The organism is Thiohalophilus sp. (assembly GCF_034521165.1).
In the GTDB taxonomy this organism is placed as follows: Bacteria; Pseudomonadota; Gammaproteobacteria; order UBA6429; family Thiohalophilaceae; genus Thiohalophilus.
In genome coordinates this window covers 206,776-227,045 of sequence record NZ_JAXHMV010000001.1, presented here as the reverse complement: position 1 = coordinate 227,045, position 20,270 = coordinate 206,776, and the positions used below count along the sequence as shown (strand labels likewise).

19 protein-coding genes and 1 pseudogene are annotated in these 20,270 nt (G+C 60.7%); 7 read left to right on the top strand and 13 right to left on the bottom strand.

The window, feature by feature from the left end; all coding sequences use genetic code 11:
- Nucleotides 1–97: 97 nt before the first annotated feature.
- The 3 genes and pseudogenes from ffh to U5K34_RS01085 all read right to left on the bottom strand — a co-directional run.
- Nucleotides 98–1,459, bottom strand: a complete 1,362-nt coding sequence (gene ffh, locus U5K34_RS01090) for a signal recognition particle protein (protein WP_322566691.1) — start codon at nucleotides 1,457–1,459, stop codon at nucleotides 98–100.
- A gap of 6 nt (nucleotides 1,460–1,465) precedes the next feature.
- The gene (locus U5K34_RS15975; RefSeq protein WP_416223987.1) at nucleotides 1,466–1,624 is read right to left on the bottom strand and encodes a hypothetical protein; all 159 of its coding nucleotides are present in this window, start codon (nucleotides 1,622–1,624) and stop codon (nucleotides 1,466–1,468) included.
- A 1-nt stretch (nucleotide 1,625) separates the two neighbouring features.
- Nucleotides 1,626–2,213 (bottom strand): annotated as a pseudogene (locus tag U5K34_RS01085) (3',5'-cyclic-nucleotide phosphodiesterase); the annotation flags it as partial.
- Between the two features lie 306 nt (nucleotides 2,214–2,519).
- Here U5K34_RS01085 and U5K34_RS01080 point away from each other — a divergent pair.
- The 4 genes from U5K34_RS01080 to U5K34_RS01065 all read left to right on the top strand — a co-directional run bounded on the left by U5K34_RS01080 (nucleotide 2,520) and on the right by U5K34_RS01065 (nucleotide 5,889).
- A complete protein-coding gene (locus U5K34_RS01080; protein ID WP_322566689.1) occupies nucleotides 2,520–3,344 on the top strand; it encodes a cytochrome C assembly family protein in 825 nt (274 codons plus the stop codon).
- 84 nt (nucleotides 3,345–3,428) lie between these two features.
- Nucleotides 3,429–4,730: an HlyC/CorC family transporter gene (locus U5K34_RS01075; protein WP_322566688.1), complete on the top strand. Its 1,302-nt coding sequence runs from the start codon at nucleotides 3,429–3,431 to the stop codon at nucleotides 4,728–4,730.
- Nucleotides 4,731–4,870: 140 nt separating this feature from the next.
- Nucleotides 4,871–5,512 (top strand): FHA domain-containing protein, encoded by a 642-nt coding sequence (locus U5K34_RS01070; protein ID WP_322566687.1) that lies wholly within the window; start codon nucleotides 4,871–4,873, stop codon nucleotides 5,510–5,512.
- A gap of 2 nt (nucleotides 5,513–5,514) precedes the next feature.
- Nucleotides 5,515–5,889, top strand: a complete 375-nt coding sequence (locus tag U5K34_RS01065) for a PilZ domain-containing protein (protein ID WP_322566686.1) — start codon at nucleotides 5,515–5,517, stop codon at nucleotides 5,887–5,889.
- A gap of 249 nt (nucleotides 5,890–6,138) precedes the next feature.
- Here the strand turns inward: U5K34_RS01065 and radA are convergent, their stop codons facing one another.
- Nucleotides 6,139–7,503 (bottom strand): DNA repair protein RadA, encoded by a 1,365-nt coding sequence (gene radA / locus U5K34_RS01060; protein ID WP_322566685.1) that lies wholly within the window; start codon nucleotides 7,501–7,503, stop codon nucleotides 6,139–6,141.
- A gap of 201 nt (nucleotides 7,504–7,704) precedes the next feature.
- Here radA and U5K34_RS01055 point away from each other — a divergent pair, with 201 nt between their 5' ends.
- From U5K34_RS01055 to U5K34_RS01045, 3 genes are all read left to right on the top strand, one after another.
- The gene (locus U5K34_RS01055) at nucleotides 7,705–8,658 is read left to right on the top strand and encodes a PDC sensor domain-containing protein (RefSeq protein WP_322566684.1); all 954 of its coding nucleotides are present in this window, start codon (nucleotides 7,705–7,707) and stop codon (nucleotides 8,656–8,658) included.
- Between the two features lie 266 nt (nucleotides 8,659–8,924).
- Complete coding sequence (locus U5K34_RS01050; RefSeq protein WP_322566683.1) at nucleotides 8,925–9,209, top strand: hypothetical protein; 285 nt, start codon at nucleotides 8,925–8,927, stop codon at nucleotides 9,207–9,209.
- Nucleotides 9,210–9,408: 199 nt separating this feature from the next.
- A complete protein-coding gene (locus tag U5K34_RS01045) occupies nucleotides 9,409–9,840 on the top strand; it encodes a DUF3429 domain-containing protein (RefSeq protein WP_322566682.1) in 432 nt (143 codons plus the stop codon).
- Nucleotides 9,841–10,489: 649 nt separating this feature from the next.
- Here the strand turns inward: U5K34_RS01045 and U5K34_RS01040 are convergent.
- The 9 genes from U5K34_RS01040 to rnr all read right to left on the bottom strand — a co-directional run bounded on the left by U5K34_RS01040 (nucleotide 10,490) and on the right by rnr (nucleotide 20,256).
- Complete coding sequence (locus U5K34_RS01040; protein ID WP_322566681.1) at nucleotides 10,490–11,362, bottom strand: GGDEF domain-containing protein; 873 nt, start codon at nucleotides 11,360–11,362, stop codon at nucleotides 10,490–10,492.
- 32 nt (nucleotides 11,363–11,394) lie between these two features.
- Nucleotides 11,395–12,471 (bottom strand): alanine racemase, encoded by a 1,077-nt coding sequence (alr, locus tag U5K34_RS01035; RefSeq protein ID WP_322566680.1) that lies wholly within the window; start codon nucleotides 12,469–12,471, stop codon nucleotides 11,395–11,397.
- Entirely contained in the window at nucleotides 12,468–13,868 is a 1,401-nt protein-coding gene (dnaB, locus tag U5K34_RS01030) for a replicative DNA helicase (protein ID WP_416223979.1), read from the bottom strand. Before dnaB ends, alr begins: the two co-directional genes overlap by 4 nt.
- Nucleotides 13,869–14,117: 249 nt before the next feature.
- Nucleotides 14,118–14,567, bottom strand: coding sequence for a 50S ribosomal protein L9 (rplI, locus tag U5K34_RS01025; RefSeq protein WP_322566679.1), 450 nt, complete (start codon nucleotides 14,565–14,567; stop codon nucleotides 14,118–14,120).
- A gap of 41 nt (nucleotides 14,568–14,608) precedes the next feature.
- Nucleotides 14,609–15,535, bottom strand: a complete 927-nt coding sequence (locus U5K34_RS01020) for a DUF2232 domain-containing protein (protein ID WP_322566678.1) — start codon at nucleotides 15,533–15,535, stop codon at nucleotides 14,609–14,611.
- A gap of 38 nt (nucleotides 15,536–15,573) precedes the next feature.
- A complete protein-coding gene (rpsR, locus tag U5K34_RS01015) occupies nucleotides 15,574–15,804 on the bottom strand; it encodes a 30S ribosomal protein S18 (protein WP_322566677.1) in 231 nt (76 codons plus the stop codon).
- 37 nt (nucleotides 15,805–15,841) lie between these two features.
- Nucleotides 15,842–16,195, bottom strand: a complete 354-nt coding sequence (rpsF, locus tag U5K34_RS01010; protein ID WP_322566676.1) for a 30S ribosomal protein S6 — start codon at nucleotides 16,193–16,195, stop codon at nucleotides 15,842–15,844.
- An 887-nt stretch (nucleotides 16,196–17,082) separates the two neighbouring features.
- Entirely contained in the window at nucleotides 17,083–17,826 is a 744-nt protein-coding gene (gene rlmB, locus U5K34_RS01005; RefSeq protein WP_322566675.1) for a 23S rRNA (guanosine(2251)-2'-O)-methyltransferase RlmB, read from the bottom strand.
- An 18-nt stretch (nucleotides 17,827–17,844) separates the two neighbouring features.
- The gene (gene rnr, locus U5K34_RS01000) at nucleotides 17,845–20,256 is read right to left on the bottom strand and encodes a ribonuclease R (protein WP_322566674.1); all 2,412 of its coding nucleotides are present in this window, start codon (nucleotides 20,254–20,256) and stop codon (nucleotides 17,845–17,847) included.
- Nucleotides 20,257–20,270 lie beyond the last annotated feature (14 nt).

The window sequence follows — 20,270 nt, the reverse complement described above, 5'->3', positions numbered from 1 at the left end:
GTGCGTATCGGGAATACCGGCAATCCCGGGGGGAGGGGGCCACCAAATAATATCCTCCTGTTGGAGCCGAGCCCCCTCGGCGATTCAACTCGCCCGCTTACATCAGCCCCGGCGGCAGGTTACCGCCCTTGAGGCCGCGCATCATCTTGGCCATGCCGCCGCCTTTCATTTTCTTCATCATCTTCTGCATCTGGGTGAACTGCTTGAGCAAGCGGTTGACGTCCTGGATCTGGGTGCCGGAGCCGCCGGCGATGCGCCGCTTGCGCGAGCCTTTAATCAGGTCCGGCTTGCGCCGCTCGGCGGGCGTCATGGAGCGGATGATCGCCTCCATGCGCTTGATCTGCTGCTCGCCGGCCGTCGCATCCAGGGCGCCGGCGGGGACATTGGGCATTCCGGGCAGCTTGTCCATCATGCTGGCCAGCCCGCCCATTTTCTTCATCTGCTGAAACTGGGCGAGGAAGTCCTCCAGATCGAAGCCCTTGCCCTTTTTGAGCTTGGCCGCCATCTTCTCGGCCTCGTCCAGGTCGATCTTGCCCTGCGCCTCTTCGACCAGACTGACCACATCGCCCATGCCCAGGATGCGCGAGGCCACCCGATCCGGATGAAACGGCTCCAGCGCGGTGGTTTTCTCGCCGGTGCCGAGAAACTTGATCGGTTTGCCGGTGATCTGGCGAATCGACAGCGCCGCCCCGCCGCGGGCGTCACCGTCGGTCTTGGTCAGAATGACCCCGGTCAGCGGCAGCGCCTCGTGAAAGACGCGGGCGGTATTGGCCGCGTCCTGGCCGGTCATGCTGTCGACCACGAACAGGGTCTCCACCGGCTGGACCGTCTCGTGCAGCCGGCGCACCTCGTCCATCATGGTCTCGTCGATGTGCAGACGGCCGGCGGTATCGACGATCAGCACATCTTTATGCTGCACCTTCGCCTGCTCCAGCGCCCGCCGGGCGATCTCGACCGGATCCTCGTCGCTGGCACTGGGACAGAAGCTGGCTTCGACCTGGCCGGCCACGGTCTGCAGCTGATCGATGGCCGCCGGACGATAGATATCGGTACTGACCAGCATGACCGATTTTTTCTGATTCTCCTGCAGCCAGCGGGCCAGTTTACCGGCGCTGGTGGTCTTGCCCGAGCCCTGCAGGCCCGCCAGCAGGATCACTGCCGGCGGCGTCACGCTCAGATCGAGGCTGTCATTGGCCTCGCCCATCAGCGCCACCAGTTCGTCATTGACGATCTTGATCAGCGCCTGACCGGGCGTCAGGCTTTTGAGGACGTCCTCGCCAAGGGCCTTTTCGCGCACATGGTCGGTAAATTCCTTGACCACCGGCAGGGCCACGTCGGCTTCCAGCAGAGCCATGCGCACCTCGCGCAGGGTCTCCTTGATATTCTCCTCGGTCAGTCGGCCGACCCCGCGCAGGTTACGGACCGTCTGGCCGAGACGTTCGCTCAGACCATCAAACATGTTGCCTCACTTGGAAATGCAGTCGACCGCCGCATCCGGCGATCCGGGGATATTATAACGTGAAACGGGCGCCGGCCGAGAGTCGGTTGACCGAATGGGTGGTGATGGCGCGGGCGCATTCGGCGAAAATCTCGCCCTCGCCGCCCGGCTTGTTGTGGGTGATATAGACCTCGGGCTGATGGCTCAGCTTGGCAATGTCCTCCGCCAGCAGCGCGGGGCAGTAATGCCCGGCGCGTCGGCAGATATCGATATCGTCGTCCGCGAAGGCGGCCTCGACGATCAGCAGATCCAGCCGCTCCAGCTGGTTGAGTCGCGCCCAGAAGGTGTCGTTGGTGGTGGTATCGCCGCTGAAGGCAAAGACCTGTTGACTGTTGCGCACGATATAGCCAACCCCGGGAACCACGTGATTGACCGGCACCATTTCAAACTGGATATTGCGCACCTGGCGGGTTTCGCCCGGCTGCATCGGCTGATACCGCAGCACCGGCCGATCAGGATGCGGCAGCGCGGCAAAATCGGGCCAGATCACGTTATTGAAAATGTGCGTGCGCAGCGCGTCGATGGTCACTTGCTGGGCATGAATGGTGATCGGTTCATGCAGATGTTCGAACACGCTGTCCACCAGCAGAGGAATGCTGGCGATATGATCCAGATGCGAATGGGTGAGAAAAATATGCCGCAGGCCGGCCATCTGATCGAGAGTCAGATCGCCCACACCGGTGCCGGCATCGATCAGAATATCCTCATCGATCATCATGGTGGTGGTGCGTAAACCATTGCCGACACCGCCGCTGCATCCCAAAACCTGCAGTTCCATCTAACCTGTCACTCCGCCTGACTGAATCATACTTTATTAACCTGTTATTCCGACCTTCAATAGTGCCATGCCCGAGTAAATCAAAATGCTACCAGAGTCACAAGTCTAAGACCTTGATAATCATTTGTTTTATCCCGGAATTGGTCATAACGTATACAAGACAGCCAGCTCAGTGCAAACACGGCCCCTGCGCGCAGCGCGGCACTTCCTTCGCCGATCGAGCTGTGCGATGATTCAGGCGTGATGAATTCCCTTGCTTTGAACCTGTTGCTTCCGGCCCTGGCTGCGATCCTGATGTATCTGCTGGCCGGCGCTCTGCTATGGCGACGTCTGGTCAGCGGCGTCCCGGCCGCGCCGACGACCCGTCTACGTCTGCTGTCCCCGGGGCTGATCGCCGTGCTGCTGCATGGCGTGCTGTTATGGCAGGTGCTGTTTACCCCGGCCGGTGTGGATGTCGGGTTTTATACCATCTTCACCCTGGTGGGCTGGCTGGCGGCGCTGTTGCTGCTGCTGTCGGCCCTCTCGCGGCCGGTGGAATCGCTCGGCATTGTGGTGCTGCCGTTGACCGCTGTCACGGTCCTGCTGCGCCTGCTCAGCGACGAGCACAACATTCTGGCCCGGGATCTGGCGGCGGGACTGGAATTTCATATCCTCGTCTCGATCCTCGCCTACAGTCTGCTGAGTATCGCGGTCGTGCAGGCGATCCTGCTCTATTTCCAGGATGCCCATCTGCACAACAAGCAGCCCGGGGGTATCGTGCGCGCCCTGCCGCCGCTGGAAACCATGGAGACCATGCTGTTCCAGATGATCGGGCTGGGCTTTATTGTACTGAGCATCTCGCTGTTGAGCGGCGGACTCTATCTGGAAGATATTCTCGCCCAGCACCTGGTGCACAAGACCGTGCTGTCGATCATCGCCTGGATCCTGTTCGGGATTCTGTTGTGGGGACGGGTTCAATTCGGCTGGCGCGGCCGTGTGGCGATTCGCTGGACCATCGCCGCCTTTATCGCCCTGATGCTGGCCTACTTCGGCAGCAAATTCGTTATCGAACTGGTTCTGCATCGCTAGCCGCCACAAACAGTTAGCCTTGACAGTACCGGTGATGTCCTTCGTAATTCATTTTCCTTACAGGCAGCAAGAGGCGTTGCGTTCTTGAACGAATTACCCCTAGGTATGCTCATCGGCATACTCGTCTTCCTGTTGATTGCGTCGGGGTTTTTCTCCGGCTCCGAAACGGGGCTGATGAGTCTCAACCGTTATCGCCTGCGCAACCTGTCCGAAAAACAGCACAAGGGCGCGCAAAAGGCAGAACGCCTGCTGACCCGGCCCGATCGCCTGATCGGCGTGATCCTGCTGGGCAACAACTTCGTCAATATTCTGGCCTCGGCCATTGCCACCCTGATCGGTATCCGGCTGTTCGGCGAATCCGGCATCTGGATCGCCACCATCGCCCTGACCATCGTGGTGCTGATCTTCTCCGAGGTCACGCCCAAAACCCTGGCGGCCTTCAACCCGGAACGTTATGCCCTGCCCGCCTCCTATTTGCTGGCGCCGCTGCTGAGAATTTTTTATCCGCTGGTCTGGCTGATCACACGCGTTTCCAACGGCCTGCTCTGGCTGTTCGGCGTGCGACTCGATGAGGCCGGACGCATGACCCTCAGCAGCGAGGAGCTGCGCGTGGTGGTCAGCGAGGCCGGCAGCATGATTCCCCAGCGCCACCAGGAGATGCTGCTGAGTATTCTGGATCTGGAAAAGGTCAGCGTCGACGACATCATGGTGCCGCGCAACGAGATCGCCGGCATCGATCTCTCTGATGACTGGGAGGAAATCGCCAAGCAACTGACCGAAAGCCAGCACACCCGCATGCCGGTCTACGAAGGGGATATCGATCATGTGATCGGCATGGTCCATCTGCGCCGTGCCGTGCGACTCTTCCAGCAGGATGAGCTGAGCAAGGACAATTTCCGCCAGATCATTCGCGACGCCTATTTCGTCCCCGAGGGAACGCCCCTGCACACCCAGTTGCTCAACTTCCAGCGCGAGCGCCGGCGCATTGCGCTGGTGGTCAACGAGTACGGGGATATTCAGGGGCTGGTCACCCTGGAGGATATTCTCGAGGAGATCGTCGGCGAGTTCACCACCGACCCGGCCGCCTCCAGTCGCGATATTCACGTGCAGGAGGACGGCACGTTTCTGGTCGACGGCAGCATCACCATCCGCGAACTGAACAAGGCGCTGGAGTGGGATCTGCCCACCGAGGGACCGAAAACCCTCAACGGCCTGATCCTCGAATACCTGGAACACATTCCCGATCCCGGCACCAGTCTGCTGATCGCCGACTATCCCATCGAAATCGTCCAGACCACCGGCAATGCGGTCAAGACCGTGCACATCGACCCGGGCTGGAAACGCAACAACCTGCCGGCGGGGGAGCAGGAACCCGGGAAGCCTTGACGCAAGGGGGGAAATACCGGACGGGCGGTCAAATCGGGACTATCCACCGCCGCAGTTGTATAATAACATTAATAAAAGACTATAATTCTACGATAAATATAGACTTTTCATTCAGATACTAGCCGGGAGCCGAGCCGCACGTGTCCAAGCTGACGCTGTCATTCAAGGGAAGCATTCTGCGTGTCTATCCGATCCTCAAGGGCAGCATGCTGATCGGCCGTGATCCCCAGTGCACCATTCATATCGACAGCCTGGCGGTCTCGCCCCAGCACGCCCGCATCGACACCCGGGATCAGACCTCGGTACTGGTCGATCTCGACAGCGAGGGCGGCACCTTCGTCGACCAGAATAAAATCGACAAGCATCTGCTCAAGGATGGTGACACCCTCCGCATCGGCAAGCACACGCTGGAATACAAATACGAAGAAGATCTCAACATGGCGCACGTGGATGAGTTGCCGGTGCCCGAAGTGGAAGAGATCACCCCGCAACAGGCCGAAACCGAACAAAACCACGAAACCCGTCAGGGCTGGCTGCAGATCTTAAACGGCCAGAACCTGGGCAAGACCCTGAGCCTGAACCGCTCCATGACCAACCTGGGTAAACCGGGCGTGGCCACGGCGGTCATCACGCGGCGCAACGACGGTTACTTTCTCTCGCATCTGGAAGGCGAACATCCTCCGCTGGTGGACAACCAGCCGCTGGGCGAACACAGCCACAAACTACGAGACGGCAACACCATCCAGATCGGCAACATCAAAATGCAGTTTTACCTGGACTGAGCATGAGCGACTCCGAACGCCGACACTTCACCCGCATCCGCTTCGATGGCGACGCGTGGCTAATCGACACCACTAACAACCGCCAGTGGCAAACCGAGGTGATCGACATCAGCCTGCGCGGTGCCATGATCCGCCGCCCCACGGATGGCCCCCGCGACTTTGACAAAACCTATCTGCTGCAACTGCAGCTGAGCGAAGAAGTCCGGCTGGAATTTGAAACCCGCATTACCCACTACGACAACCCCGACCACCTTGGCCTGCACTTCGACCACATGGATCTCGACAGCGCCAGCCACCTGCACCGCCTGCTCGAACTCAACCTCGGCGACCCCGCCCTGCTCGAACGCGAACTGGCCGAACTGCTCGAATCGGACTAGACCTACCGGTGAGCCATTTCTCTCCTTCGCTGGAAATAACGCGGAGGACGCAGAGGCGCAAAGAACGCAAAGCTTCTATTAAGCTTTCTGTGCACCGGGGTTGATGAAGAACAGGTGTAATATTCAACTCTATTTACTGATTCTTGGTGGCAAGTAGCACAGAGCAAGAGTTGACGAATTGTTGTAGTGATTTCTTCCTTTGCGTCCTCTGCGTCTTTGCGATCTTTGCGTTACTTTCCAGTGCGCTCACTAAAAAAGATCAAGGAGTTCTTCGAGCCGGCTAACCGCGGTGATCTGCAGGCCGTCGATGGGTTTGCGCGGGGCGTTGCCTTTGGGGATGACGGCGCGTTTGAAGCCGTGTTTGGCCGCTTCCTGCAGGCGGTCCTGGCCGTTGGGCACGGGGCGGATTTCGCCGGCCAGGCCCACTTCGCCGAACACCACCAGTTCCTGCGGCAGGGTCTTGTTACGCAGGCTCGACATGACCGCCAGGATCACCGCCAGGTCGGCGGCGGTTTCGGTGACCCGCACGCCGCCGACCACGTTGGCGAACACATCCTGATCGGCGCACACCACGCCGGCGTGGCGATGCAGCACGGCCAGCAGCATGGCCAGGCGGTTGTGTTCCAGGCCAGTGGTCACCCGGCGCGGATTGCTCAACTGACTGTCATCGACCAGCGCCTGCACTTCCACCAGCAACGGGCGGCTGCCTTCGAGCGTGACCAGGATGACACTGCCGGGCACCGCCTCGTCGTGGCGGGACAAAAAGATCGCCGAAGGGTTGTTCACCTCGCGCAGCCCCTTGTCGGTCATGGCAAACACGCCCAGCTCGTTGACCGCGCCGAAGCGGTTTTTCATCGCCCGCACCATGCGATAGCGGCTGCTGGAATCGCCTTCGAAATAGAGCACGGTATCGACCATGTGCTCCAGCACCCGCGGCCCGGCCAGGGTGCCCTCCTTGGTGACATGGCCGACCAGAAACAGCGCGGTGCCGGTCTGCTTGGCATAGCGCACCAGTTGCGCCGCCGACTCGCGCACCTGGCTGACCGAGCCGGGCGCCGAGGTCACCTCGTCGGTAAAGATGGTCTGGATGGAATCGATCACCAGCACCCGGGGTTGCTCCTGCTGGGCAATGGCCAGGATATCCTCCACCCGGGTTTCGGCCAGCAGGGCCAGATCGTCCGCCGCCAGCCCCAGGCGTTGCGCGCGCAGGCTGACCTGCTGCAGCGATTCCTCGCCGGTAATATACAGCGGGGTCAGTTGCTGTCCCAGGCTGACCACGGTTTGCAATAATAACGTTGACTTGCCGATGCCGGGATCGCCGCCCAGCAACACCACCGAGCCGGGCACCAGCCCGCTGCCCAGCACCCGGTCGAACTCGCCGATCCCGGTGGGCACACGGGCCACGTCGGCGGCATTCACCTCCGCCAGTCGCTGCACCCGCTGGCCGGCCGCGTCGCCGGCAAAGCCGCTGAAGCGCGCGTTGCGCGCGCCGCTGCTCACTGCGGTCACTTCCACCAGCGTGTTCCACGCCCCGCAGTCACCGCACTGCCCGGCCCATTTTGGTGCCTGGGAACCACATTCGGTGCAGGAATAAACAACTTTGCTCTTGGCCATAGGGGATTAGATATCCGCTCTTGAGATCAGGGGACATGGTACCATGAGCGAGCCAGTCACGATCCCCGCGCAATTCCGGCGCATTTGCCGCAAGTAACCCGCGTCATCCGCCTGTCACAGCCCACGGGGACAATCGACGGCATGCTATTTGAATACCAGTACAGGAATAGCACTACCCGACAACCACATGGATGGAACATTATGTCAGCCTTCAAGGATCGCATTACCTATCAAAAGCAACTGCTGGCCAGCCTCGCGGCCGAGCCGCTGACCGCCCTCGCCCGGGAAACCGCCAGCGTCTGGCAGGAACCGACACAACTGGATCAGGTACTGTTGCAGGGACTGAACCGACTGCCCCACTGCCACATGCTTTACGCGGTGGACACCCATAACACCCTGATCTCCGCCAACATTGAGAATGATCAGCTCGATACCCAGTGGCGCGGCCTGGATCTCACCGGCCGGCCCTATTTAAAGCGTATCCTGCCCTGGCAGGGCTTCACCCTGTCACCGGTCTATACCAGCCGCCACAGCCTGCGCCCCTGCATCACCGCCATCCAGGCCGTGCACGACGGCGACGCCATCCTCGGCTTCATCGCCGGCGACTACAACGTCGACGATTTGCACAGCCAGCGCAGCAATCCTCCGGCCTCGGCCGGCTGGAGCCAGTACAAGGGCGACCCGGCGATCCGCGGCACCGTGTTTCAGCAGCAGCGTTCCATAAGCGCCATGGACAAGGTGCTCGGCGAAGTCATGAACAGCATCGCCGACATGCTGCGCCATCACGGCATCTTTCACGTCAAGATCCACTTCTCCAGCTCCCGCGCCTCCTTCTGGTCGCTGGACGATCCGTATGACTACAACATCCACATGCTCGATGAGATCGTCGATCCCGAACGCTGCCTCGCCTACCCGCGCCGCCCCGCGCATGAGCGCACTCAGGTCAGCTCTGATGACATCGGCCGTGTGCTGGATCAGTTCAAGGCCCTGCGCCACGCGGATGAAACCATCTACCTGCGCTCCGCCTCGTTCAACATCATCAACGGCATGGTCGGACTCACCTTCTCCTGCGACGGCTCGCATTACATCCACTTCCAGCAGTTCCTGGAGATGGACAGCCGGTTCTGGTTCGGGGAAACGGCCGAGGCTGTGTAGAATTTTCACCACGAAGACGCGAAGAACTCGAAGGATGTTTATTGAGTCAGGGCAGTACACAGTTGGCAGTTGGCAGTTGGCAGTTGGCAGTTGGCAGTTGGCAGTTGGCAGTTCAGGATTGTGGCGGGAAATATGCATACTGTCACCATAACTCCCCGAAACAAGGGTTATTGCTGAAATGTTAAATGAGAAGTATTAAAGTCGGTTGGGAATCGTTAGTATCATAAGCTGCGATCCTCATCCGCATGAGCAGAATTTCGGAGGTAATGATGCGATTAAAACTGTCCCTTCTGTCCCTGGTATTTTTCTTTATTACCGCGTGCGCAGGCAACCCCGAGAGTACAGCTGCCCTGCAATGTGAACGTGGCCTGGAAACCGCTTACAAAGAGCTCGACTTTGCCAAAGCCAAGGGGCTTGGCGGCACAATGGAATACACCAAGGCCGCAAGCCTGTTGACAGCTGCCAAGATACAGTTTGAGTTTGGAAAATACCCAAACTGTATCGACAAGGTTAAACGTGCCCGTGCCTATATCCGGGTATCACAGCAATAGTTCTGTTTGTTACGAAACTATTTACCATGAAGACACGAAGACAAAGGGCGAATACAAAAGGTGACAGAATTATTTTTAATCCTTCCTGTCTCAATACGAACAGTTAAATAAATTTGCCACCTTTTCCGTAAAAAACCATTAACGCAGAGGGAGATCAAGCGAAGTTGGCAGTTCAGAAAACCAGTAGGGAAACTAAATTTTGAATACGATAAAAACCGAACAATTGGCAAAAGTTCTGGGATATGCCGGCCTGATTCCATTTGTCGTCTTCAGTATCGGAACATGGATTGATCTGCCTGGCGTACAGAACGCCGACTTCGTCTTGAGAACCTACGGCGCCATTATCCTTTCGTTTATGGGAGCGATCCACTGGGGTGCGGCCATGTCGCATCAGGGAAAACCGGCGCAGGTGCAACTGGCGCTGAGCGTGTTTCCCGCTTTGTTTGGCTGGGCTGCCTTGTTGATCGCTCACACATACAGCTACAGCATACTGATAATTGCGTTTGTTACTTTATGCGTTATGGACCAGCGTGCCGCAAAAGATAACCTTGTGCCCGCATGGTATGTACCGATGCGCATCGTCCTGACCACGGTTGTTGTCCTGTCACTGATAGCCGCAGCACTCGCCTGATTGCAAAAACAAATCTGAAAACCGGGTTAAAAACGATAGATAGCTTGAATCAGTACAAATTATAAATCGATTAAATTTTTACTCTGGCCCTAACTATCAAAGAAAAGCCTAGACAATATTACGATAAAGCAAAAGGCGAGACCTGACCCCGGCCTCCGTTAGATGCCGCCACTCGCTCGACGGCACAGGGACGTGCCGTCTGGCGAGCCCGACTGGAATGAGAAGCGCAGGGAACCGCTCCAGCCATTGGAAATGGCTGGACCGGCGGCGTCTTTCGGGCGCGTTTTCTTTGGTTCTGTTTCTTTGTCGCGTGACAAAGACAAATTCGTCAGGATGACGTACATGAATGTACTAATGTCGCGGGAGGCAGGATGCCGGGAGCGACTCGAATTTGGACAGCCGGAGGCTGCACGAAGTGCGAAGGCCAGGGATGGCCTTCGTCAGATGAACCCGAGGCGCGCTGGCGGGTCAGCGCTTTCAAGATCCAGACCGCCCGGAGGGCGCTCATTTTGGTAAAGCCGGATGCTGATCACCCCTCCCTGGCCGTTATTCCGGGCATCCTGCCCTACACCCTTCGGGCCAGCCTTCGGCTGTTCAAATCTGTTCCCGACAGATTTGTCCCTTGGAGGGGAGGGAACAAAAAGAAAAGTTACAACACTTCCACCCGGTTCCCCCCACCCTCGCGCGCCAGCCGCACCGCTTCCACGCAGCGGTCGGTGAACTGTTCCACGTTGTCCTGCGCCTGCGCTTCGGTGACGCCGCAGCTGATACTGACCAGGCCAAAGTTATCGATCAGGGTGCCGTCGATGGCCTTGACCAGTTTTTGCGCCAGGCGCCGGGCATCGCTCTGGCGGGTTTCGGGAATGAGGATCGCGAACTCGTCTTCCGACCAGCGGGCCGGGATGTCGGTAGCGCGGATGCGCGAGTGAATGCGACTGGCGACACTGCGAATGACGTGTTCGCTGGTGGCCTGGCCGTGGACGGCGGCGATCTCACAGAAGCGATCGATGTCCACCAGGATCAGTGACAGGCTGTGATGATAGCGTTGCTGGCGCGCCAGTTCGTAGTCGATCAGATCGCCGAACTTACGCCGGTTATAGAACCGGGTCAGGCCATCGATGCTGGCGATCTCTTCCAGGTCGCGGGTACGATCCTTTAACACGGTAATCTCGGAGTTAACCGAGTCGGCGGGATTGCGGACTTCCTCGGCGCGCAGTTCGATCAGCTCTTCCAGCCGGTTTTTGTATTCCAGCAATTCCTGTTGCAGGGATTCCTGGCGTTTGAGTTTGCGCCGTGCCGCCACGCCGAGGGCGACCATCAACACGATAATGCCGCTGCGCAGGGCAATGTCGAACAGTGGCGGGAAGATCAGATTCTCGACCAGGGTCTGGGGAACCTGCAGGACATAGACATCGACCATGGCATCCAGCAGCCACAACAGCATGCCGGACAGCAGGCCGTACAACGGCATATAGCGCCCCTTGTCGCGCGAGTCATACAGGGCGTAGGCGGCAACGTTCATGAGAACGCCTCCGTGTTCGAACCGCTGACGGTTCAGTGATGAACGTACTCAAAATCGACACGCGATGTCACTTTACATAAGAGCTCATAGGCGATGGTGCCGGCGGCATCGGCGATCTCCTCCACCGGCAGTCCCTCGCCCCACAGGATCACTTCATCGCCGATTTTCGCATCGGGGCACTCGCGCAGATCCAGGCAGAGCATGTCCATCGACACCCGCCCGACGATGGGCACCCGCTTGCCGTTCAGTAACACCGGAGTGCCGCTGGGCACGTGGCGCGGATAGCCGTCGCCGTAGCCGATGGCCACCACTCCCACCGGCATCGGCTCGGGACAGCGCCAGCTGCCGCCGTAGCCGACGGGTTCGCCGGCCCCGTGCCGGTTCACCGCGATCAGTTGCGAGCGCAGGGTCATCACCGGCTGCAGATCCTGTTGTTCGCCGACACTATTGATAAAGGGCGAAGCGCCGTAGAGCATGATGCCGGGCCGGGCCCAGTCGCTTTCGCTTTGCGGCCAGCCGAGCAGGCCGGCGGAGTTGGCAATGCTGCGCGCGGTGACGCTCAGTTCATTCAGGCCGTCGAAACGGCGAACCTGCTCCAGGGTATAGTCATCCTCGCGATCGTCGGCGTTGGCCAGGTGAGTCATCAGGCGCACGCTGGCGACCCGCGAACAATTAAGCAGGCGAGTCAGCATGGCCGGTGTCTCCTGCGGGGCGATCCCGAGACGATGCATGCCGGTGTCGACCTTGAGCCAGACATCCAGCGCCGGGCCGGGTGACTGTTCCAGCATGACGATCTGTTGGGGATGATGGATTACCGGCTGCAGTTGATAGCCGTCGATCAGTCGCAGTTCCCCGGCCTGAACGAAGCCTTCGAGCAACACGATCGATTGCGGAATGCCGGCCTCGCGCAGAGTGATCGCCTCGTCGATGGATGCCACGCCAAAGGCATCGGCGTCATCCAGGGCCTGGGCGACCTCGACCATGCCGTGGCCGTAACCGTTGGCCTTGATGATCGCCATCAGTTGGCTGCCAGGGGCGTGCCGGCGGGCGACGGTCAGATTGTGTTGCAGGGCGCGAAGGTTAATGGTGGCCCGTGTCGCACGGGTCATGCACCGGGCCCTTCCAGATAGTTGTCGCCGGAGATGTAGTTTTCGAACTTGGTGTACTGGCCGAGGAAGGTCAGACGCGCGGTCCCGATGGGGCCGTTACGCTGTTTGGAGATGATAATCTCGGCGGTGCCCTTGTCGGTGCTCTCTTCGTTGTAGACCTCGTCGCGATAGATAAAGACGATCACGTCGGCGTCCTGTTCGATGGCGCCCGATTCACGCAGGTCCGACATGACCGGCCGTTTGTTGGGGCGCTGTTCCAGCGAGCGGTTGAGCTGCGAGAGAGTGATGACCGGCACGTTGAGTTCCTTGGCCAGTCCCTTGAGCCCGCGCGAGATCTCGGAGATCTCGTTGGTGCGGTTTTCACTGCTGCCACTGAGCTGCATCAGCTGCAGATAGTCGACCACGATCAGGCCCAGGCCATGCTCGCGCTTGATGCGCCGGGCACGGGAGCGGATCTCGGTGGGGCTCAGCCCCGGCGTGTCATCGATATAGATCGGCGCCTCGTTGAGAATGCCCACCGCCGAGGTCAGACGCGGCCAGTCCGAATCATCCAGCTTGCCGGTGCGGATCTTGTGCTGATCGATGCGCCCCAGCGAGGACATCATACGCATCACCAGCTGCTCGCCGGGCATTTCCATACTGAACACGGCCACCGGCACCTGGTGTTTGATGGCGGCGTTTTCCACCAGGTTCATGGCGAAGGAGGTTTTGCCCATGGAGGGGCGCCCGGCGACGATGACCAGGTCGGAATTTTGCAGGCCGGAGGTCATGTCGTCGAAATCGGTATAGCCGGTGGGCACGCCGGTATAGGCGTCGCTGCTTTGATAAAGCGCGTCGATGCGATCCACCGCCTTGACCAGCAGATCCTTGATACCGACATAGCCGGAGCGATTGCGCGCGCCCTGCTCGGCGATGTCGAACACGGCTTTCTCGGCCTGATCCAGCACCTCGGCGCTGCTGCGCCCTTCCGGGTTATAGGCCAGGTTGCCGATCTCGGTGGCCACCCGGGTCAGCTGGCGCAGTACCGAGCGTTCGCGCACGATAGCCGCATAGGCCTTGATATTGGCGGCGGTGGGGGTGTTCTTGGCCAGCCCGCCCAGATAACTCATGCCGCCGGCGGCATCCAGCTGGTTGTGACGTTCCAGCCATTCGGAGAGGGTCACCACGTCGCAGGGATCGCTCTCCTGGGCCAGCGCGGCGATGGCGCGGAAAATCAGACGGTGATCGCGACGGTAAAAATCCTCTTCGGTGACCTGATCGGCCACCTGGTCCCAGCTGCTGTTGTCGATCATCAGCCCGCCGAGCACCGCCTGCTCCGCCTCGATAGAGTGCGGCGGCACTTTGAGCGCGTCGGTGGCCTGATCCGTGGCGGTTACCGAGTAAATTGCATCAGGCATGGTGGTTAGTCTTGTTATTCCAGCATGGCCGGGGCCGCATACGGGCGGTACTCCCGGAGAATGTCATCGAAACGACCCCTCGCTCCCGTGGCGGGAGGCCCTGAGCATAGCACAACCCCGACCGGGATCGGACCGATCCGGCGCACGGAATTGGAACGGAAAATGAACGGGGAAAATCCGCACGAGCGGGGCGTGCGAAAGGCGTGCCAGAGAAGGCGGCGGCGGGCGGGAAGACCCCGCCCGCGGCAATCACTCGGCCTCGACGATGACCTTGATGGACTGCATGACTTCCGGGTGCAGCTGCAGTTCGATCTCGTATTCGCCGGTCAGACGAATCGGGCCCTCGGGCAGGGTGACTTCACGTTTTTCCAGCTCGATGCCGGCCGCGGTTACCGCGTCGGCGATGTCGGCCACGGCCACAGAGCCGAACAGCTTGCCTTCCTCACCGGCGTGAGCCTGGATGGTCACCTGACCCAGCTCGGCGATCTTCTCGGCACGGGCCTGGGCCGCGGCCAGGGCCTCGGCAGCCGCTTTTTCCAGCTCGGCGCGGCGCGCTTCAAAGGCTTCGATATTCTCACGGGTGGCCGGCACCGCTTTTTTCTGCGGCAGCAGAAAGTTGCGGCCATAACCGGGACGCACGTTGACCTTGTCGCCCAGGGTGCCGAGATTGGCTACGTTTTCCAGCAGAATGACTTCCATTTTATTGACCTCAATGCCTGTCGCTTGATGTGATTGGTTGATTAACCCGCCGCCCCGGGAAAACGGCGACGGAGCTCAATCCAGTTATCCAGTATGCCCAGCATGGCGATCGCGAGCGCGCCATAGGGCAGGGTAAAAAACAGCACGATATACAATGCCACCAGCCAGATCTGCGCATTCTGGCTGCGGGCAGCCAGGGCATGGCCCACGGCCAGCCCCTGAAACAAAAACACGCCCAGCACCACGGTGGCCGCATTGACCAGCCACTGGCCGGCCAGACCACCCACGAACTGGGCCAGCGCCACGATGGCCAGCGAGATGCCGGCGGCCAGCGTGCCTAGGCGCAGCTGGTGAAACTCGCCGGGACTGGCACTGCCAAACAACAGCGCCTGCCAGTAGCGCCCGGCCAGCAGACCGATAATGGCGCTCAATACCAGCGAGGTGAGCATGGCCCCGGTCATCAACCGGGCCGACTGCTCCAGCACCGCCCGCAGGGCGACCTCGTCCTGAATCTCGATGCCGGCCTGTTTGAGCGCCGGGATCACCTGCTGGTTGAAATACTCGCCCCACCACTGGGCCGGATCGCCCAGCAGCGGGAACATAATGCTGATGCCGACCAGTCCCACCAGCCCACACAACAGCAGGGTCTGGGAGAGCGACTCGCGCTGGCGCAGCCACTGGGCCGCCAGCCAGGCCGGCGACCAGACCACCAGCGCATAGCCGACGGCAAAGTGCGGACTGCCGATCAGCAGGGCCAGCACGGCCAGCGCGGCGGTGGCTCCCAGCAGGATCAGCAGGCTTTCGCGGCTGGCCTGGGTCAGCCCCACCAGCGCCACCAGGCCGGCGCTGAGATAACTCAACGGCCAGCTCAGCGGAAAAAACAGCAGCGAGGCGATGGCCAGCCCGGTCACCGCGAGGATGGCCTGGAGCGGGCCGCGCATGGCATAGCTTGCCAGCGACTTCATCATTGCAAATCCTCTGTTCGCACCCGGGCGAACAGGCGGTTTTAGTTCTTGTGCGAGTCGCTGTACGGCAGCAGCGCCAGATAACGGGCACGCTTGACGGCGGTAGCCAGCTGACGCTGATAACGGGCCTTGGTGCCGGTAATGCGACTGGGCACAATCTTGCCGCTTTCGGTGATATTGGCCTTCAGCAAACCGAGATCCTTGTAATCGATCTCCTTGATACCTTCAGCGGTAAAACGACAGAATTTCTTGCGACGGAAAAAACGGGCCATGATGTGATTCCTTTAAGTTAACTGGTTAAGGTCGGGCTCAAGCGGCGCTTTGCTCGCTGTCTTCTTCGCGCTCGTCTTTCTTCGCCATCGGGGACGGCTCGGTGACGGCTTCATCACGGCGGATGATCAGATTGCGAATGACGGCGTCGTTAAAGCGGAAGCCACTTTCCAGTTCATCACGGGTGGCCTGGTCGCATTCGATGTTCATCAGAACATAATGCGCCTTGTGGACTTTCTGGATGGAGAAAGCCAGCTGGCGGCGGCCCCAGTCCTCGACCCGATGGACCTTGCCACCGTTGCCTTCGACCAGGTTGCGATACCGTTCCAGCATGGCGGGAACCTGTTCACTCTGGTCAGGGTGGACCAGAAACACGATCTCATAGTGTCGCATCGACATCTCTTCCTTTCGGTTAAAAGCCCCCCGTCGAACCTCTCGGCCGCGGTGGAGCAAGGCTATCCCGGCTTTTCGGCCCGGGTTGACTAAAGGCTGCGCATTTTACTCGAGGGATCAGGGCTTTGCAATCCAGATATAGGCAGATTGCCGGACACCGCTGCGCTCTGTCCGGCCTACACCCCTCTTTGTGCAGGAGCGGGCTTTGAGCGCGATCACCCCCGTTCGACAATCGCGCCCGCGGGGCGCTCCTACCCGCTCTTTCTGCAGGAGCGGGCTTCGAGCGCGATCACCCCCGTTCGACAATCGCGCCCGCGGGGCGCGCCTACCCGCTCTTTCTGTAGGAGCGGGCTTCGACCGCGATCACCCCCGTTCGACAACCGCGCCCGCGGGGCGCGCCTACCCGCTCTTTCTGTAGGAGCGGGCTTCGACCGCGATCACCCCGTTCGACAACCGCGCCCGCAGGGCGCGCCTACCCGCCCTTTCTGTAGGAGCGGGCTTCGACCGCGATCACCCCCGTTCGACAACCGCGCCCGCGGGGCGCGCCTACCCGCTCTTTCTGTAGGAGCGGGCTTCGACCGCGATCACCCCCGTTCGACAATCGCGCCCGCGGGGCGCGCCTACCCGCTCTTTCTGTAGGAGCGGGCTTCGAGTGCGATCATCCCCCGTTCGACAATCGCGCCCGCGGGGCGCTCCTACCCGCTCTTTCTGTAGGAGCGGGCTTCGACCGCGATCACCCCCGTTCGACAACCGCGCCCGCAGGGCGCGCCTACCCGCCCTTTCTGTAGGAGCGGGCTTCGACCGCGATCACCCTCGTTCGACAATCGCGCCCGCGGGGCGCGCCTACCCTTCTCCAGGGATCAGGTCCTAGACCTAGTACCTAGCAACTAGCCCCTGCGCTGTCGCAGCGCCTCATAGAGACAGATCCCGGTACTCACGGAGACGTTCAGACTCTGGACTGTGCCCAGCATGGGTAGTTTGACCAGCTGATCGCAGTGCTCGCGGGTCAGGCGGCGCAGGCCTTTTTCCTCGGCGCCCATCACCAGTGCCAGCGGGCCGGCCAGGTCGGCCTGGTAGAGGTCGATCTCGCCCCCCAGATCGGTGCCCACCAGCCAGATGCCACGCTCGCGCAGCTCACGCAGGGTCCGGGCCAGGTTGGTAACCTGGATGAAGGGGACGATCTCGGCGGCGCCGCTGGCCACCTTGCGCACGGTGCTGGTCAGGCCGCAGGCCCGGTCTTTGGGGGCGATGACTGCCTGCACCCCGGCGGCATCGGCGGTGCGCAGGCAGGCGCCCAGGTTGTGCGGATCCTGCACGCCGTCGAGAATCAACAGCAAGGGGGGCTCGTTCAGATCATCAAGTAGCCGGGCCAGCTGGCGTTCGTCGCCGGGGCCCGGCAGCGTGGCCTCGGCCGCCACCCCCTGGTGGCGCTGGCCGTCGGTCAGCTCATCCAGGACCCGGCGCTTGACCCGTTCCAGTGCCACGCCGGCGGCGCGAACCTGCCCTTCCAGTTGCCGGGCCCGCTCGTCACGGCGGCCCTGCTCCAGATAGACCCGCCGGATATGCTCGCTGTCACGTTTGACCGCCGCCTCGACCGCGTGCAGGCCGAAGATGATGTGCTTCTCTGTCATGGCGTGGTGCGCCCGGGATCAGTCGGTCTTCTTTTTGCCGCGCCGGCGGGTCGATTTTTTGCTGGTTTTCTTGCCGGTCTTCTTGCGCCCGCCGCCCTCGTCGGAACGACTGGTGGACTTTTTACTGCTGCGCTTTTTACCGGCTGTTTTTTTGCCGGTTTTCTTGCCGCGACCACCACCCTTGCCACCGCGCTCGGGCAGCTCACCATGGAAGGTTTCGCCGGTCAGGCTTTCCAGCAGCATGAAGTCCATCTTGCGCTCTTCGAGATCGACCCGTGCCAGCTTGACCCGCACCCGATCGCCGAGGCGGAACATTTGCCGCTGGCGTTCGCCGATCAGCCGGTGATGGGCCGGATCGAAATGGTAATAGTCGTTCTCCAGCGAGGTGACGTGCACCAGTCCCTCGACGAAGACTTCATCAAGCTCGATAAACAGCCCGAAGCTGGTCACGCTGCTGATGGTGCCGTTGTATTCCTCACCCACCTTGTCGAGCATGAATTCACACTTGAGCCAGTCGACCGCGTCGCGGGTCGCCTCGTCGGCGCGCCGTTCGGTCTGCGAGCAGTGCTCGCCGAGATTTTCCATGGCGGCGTGATCGTAACGAAACGGAGGCAGTTTCTTGCGTTGCAGGAAGCCGCCCTTTTTGTGTTTGATAACGTGGCGAATGGCACGATGCACCAGCAGATCCGGATAGCGGCGAATCGGCGAGGTGAAGTGGGCATAGGCATCGAAAGCCAGGCCGAAGTGGCCCACGTTGTCCGGGCTGTAGACCGCCTGTTGCAGGGTACGCAACATGACGGTCTGGATCAGATGGGCATCGGGGCGTTCGGCAATCTGCTCCAGCAATTTGGAAAAGTGCTTGCCCTCGGGACTATCGCCGCCGCCGAGCTTGAGCCCGAACTCACCGAGAAATTCACGCAGGGCTTCGAGTTTTTCCGGCTTGGGCCCTTCATGCACGCGATACAGCGCCGGCACCTTGTGCTCCAGCAAAAACCGCGCGGTGGCCACGTTGGCAATGATCATGCACTCCTCGATCAGCTTGTGCGCGTCATTGCGTTCGGTCGGCACGATGGATTCGATCTTGCGATCCTCGCCGAACACGATACGGGTTTCGGTGGTATCAAAATCGATGGCACCGCGCTTGCTGCGGCGCTGGCGCAGCGTCTGGTAAAGCTGGTAAAGGTTGTGCAGATGCGGCAGCACCCCGGCGTACTGGCGACAGAGATCGGCATCTTCGTCGATCAGCATGCCCGCCACCTTGTTATAGGTGAGCCGTGCATGGGAATACATGACCGCCGGATAGAAGGTATACCCCTTGAGCACGCCGGTTTTATCCAGCTGCATGTCACACACCATACACAGGCGATCCACTTCCGGGTTCAGGGAACACAGGCCGTTGGAGAGGATCTCCGGCAGCATGGGAATGACGCGCTCGGGGAAATAGACCGAGTTGCCGCGCTCGATCGCATCCTTGTCCAGTGGCGAGTCGGGTTCGACATAATGGGAGACATCGGCAATCGCCACCAGCAGGCGCCAGCCCTTGCGATTGGGCTCGCAATAGACCGCGTCGTCGAAGTCGCGGGCATCCTCGCTGTCGATGGTCACCAGCGGCAGATGCCGGATATTCTCGCGGCCCGGCTCCTGCTTGTGTTCTTCTTTGACCTCCTCACTCAGTTCGGCAATCTGCGCCTCGGTTTGCGGCGACCAGACCTGCGGCAAGCTATGGGCGCGGATCGCCACATCGATCTCCATGCCCGGGGCCATGTGATCGCCGAGCACCTCGACCACCTGACCGATAGCCTGGCGAAACGGGGTTGGCGGCTGGGCGATTTCGACGGTGACGATCTGGTTGTGTTCGGCCGGGCCGAGATTTTCCGTCGGCACCAGGATGTCCTGGCTGATGCGCTTGTTGTCCGGTACCACGAAGGCGACGCCGCCCTCGATAAACAGCCGACCGACGACGGTCTTGTGGGCCCGTTCCAGGACCTCGACGATGGCGCCTTCCCGGCGGCCACGCCGATCGATGCCGGCCACCCGGCCCAGCACCCGATCGCCATGGAAGGCAACGCGCATCTCGCGCCCGGAGAGGAACAGATCATCCGAGCCGTCATCGGGAATCAGAAAGCCGAAGCCGTCGGGATGGCCCTGTACCCGGCCGCGTACCAGGTCCATTTTGCTGATCAGGCCGTATTCGCGACGACGATTGAACAACAGCTGGCCGTCGCGCTCCATGGCCCGCAGCCGGCGGCGCAGGCCCTCGAGCTCGTCGTCACTTTCCAGCTTGAGCGCCTCGGCAATCGCCTCGCGGGACATGGGACGGCCGGCCTGCTCGAGCAGATCCATGATGTATTCACGGCTGGGGATGGGTTTTTCGTACTTCTGAGCTTCGCGCTCGGCGTAAGGGTCTTGTTTGTCGGAACGTTGGGTCATGTAATCTTCTTTCT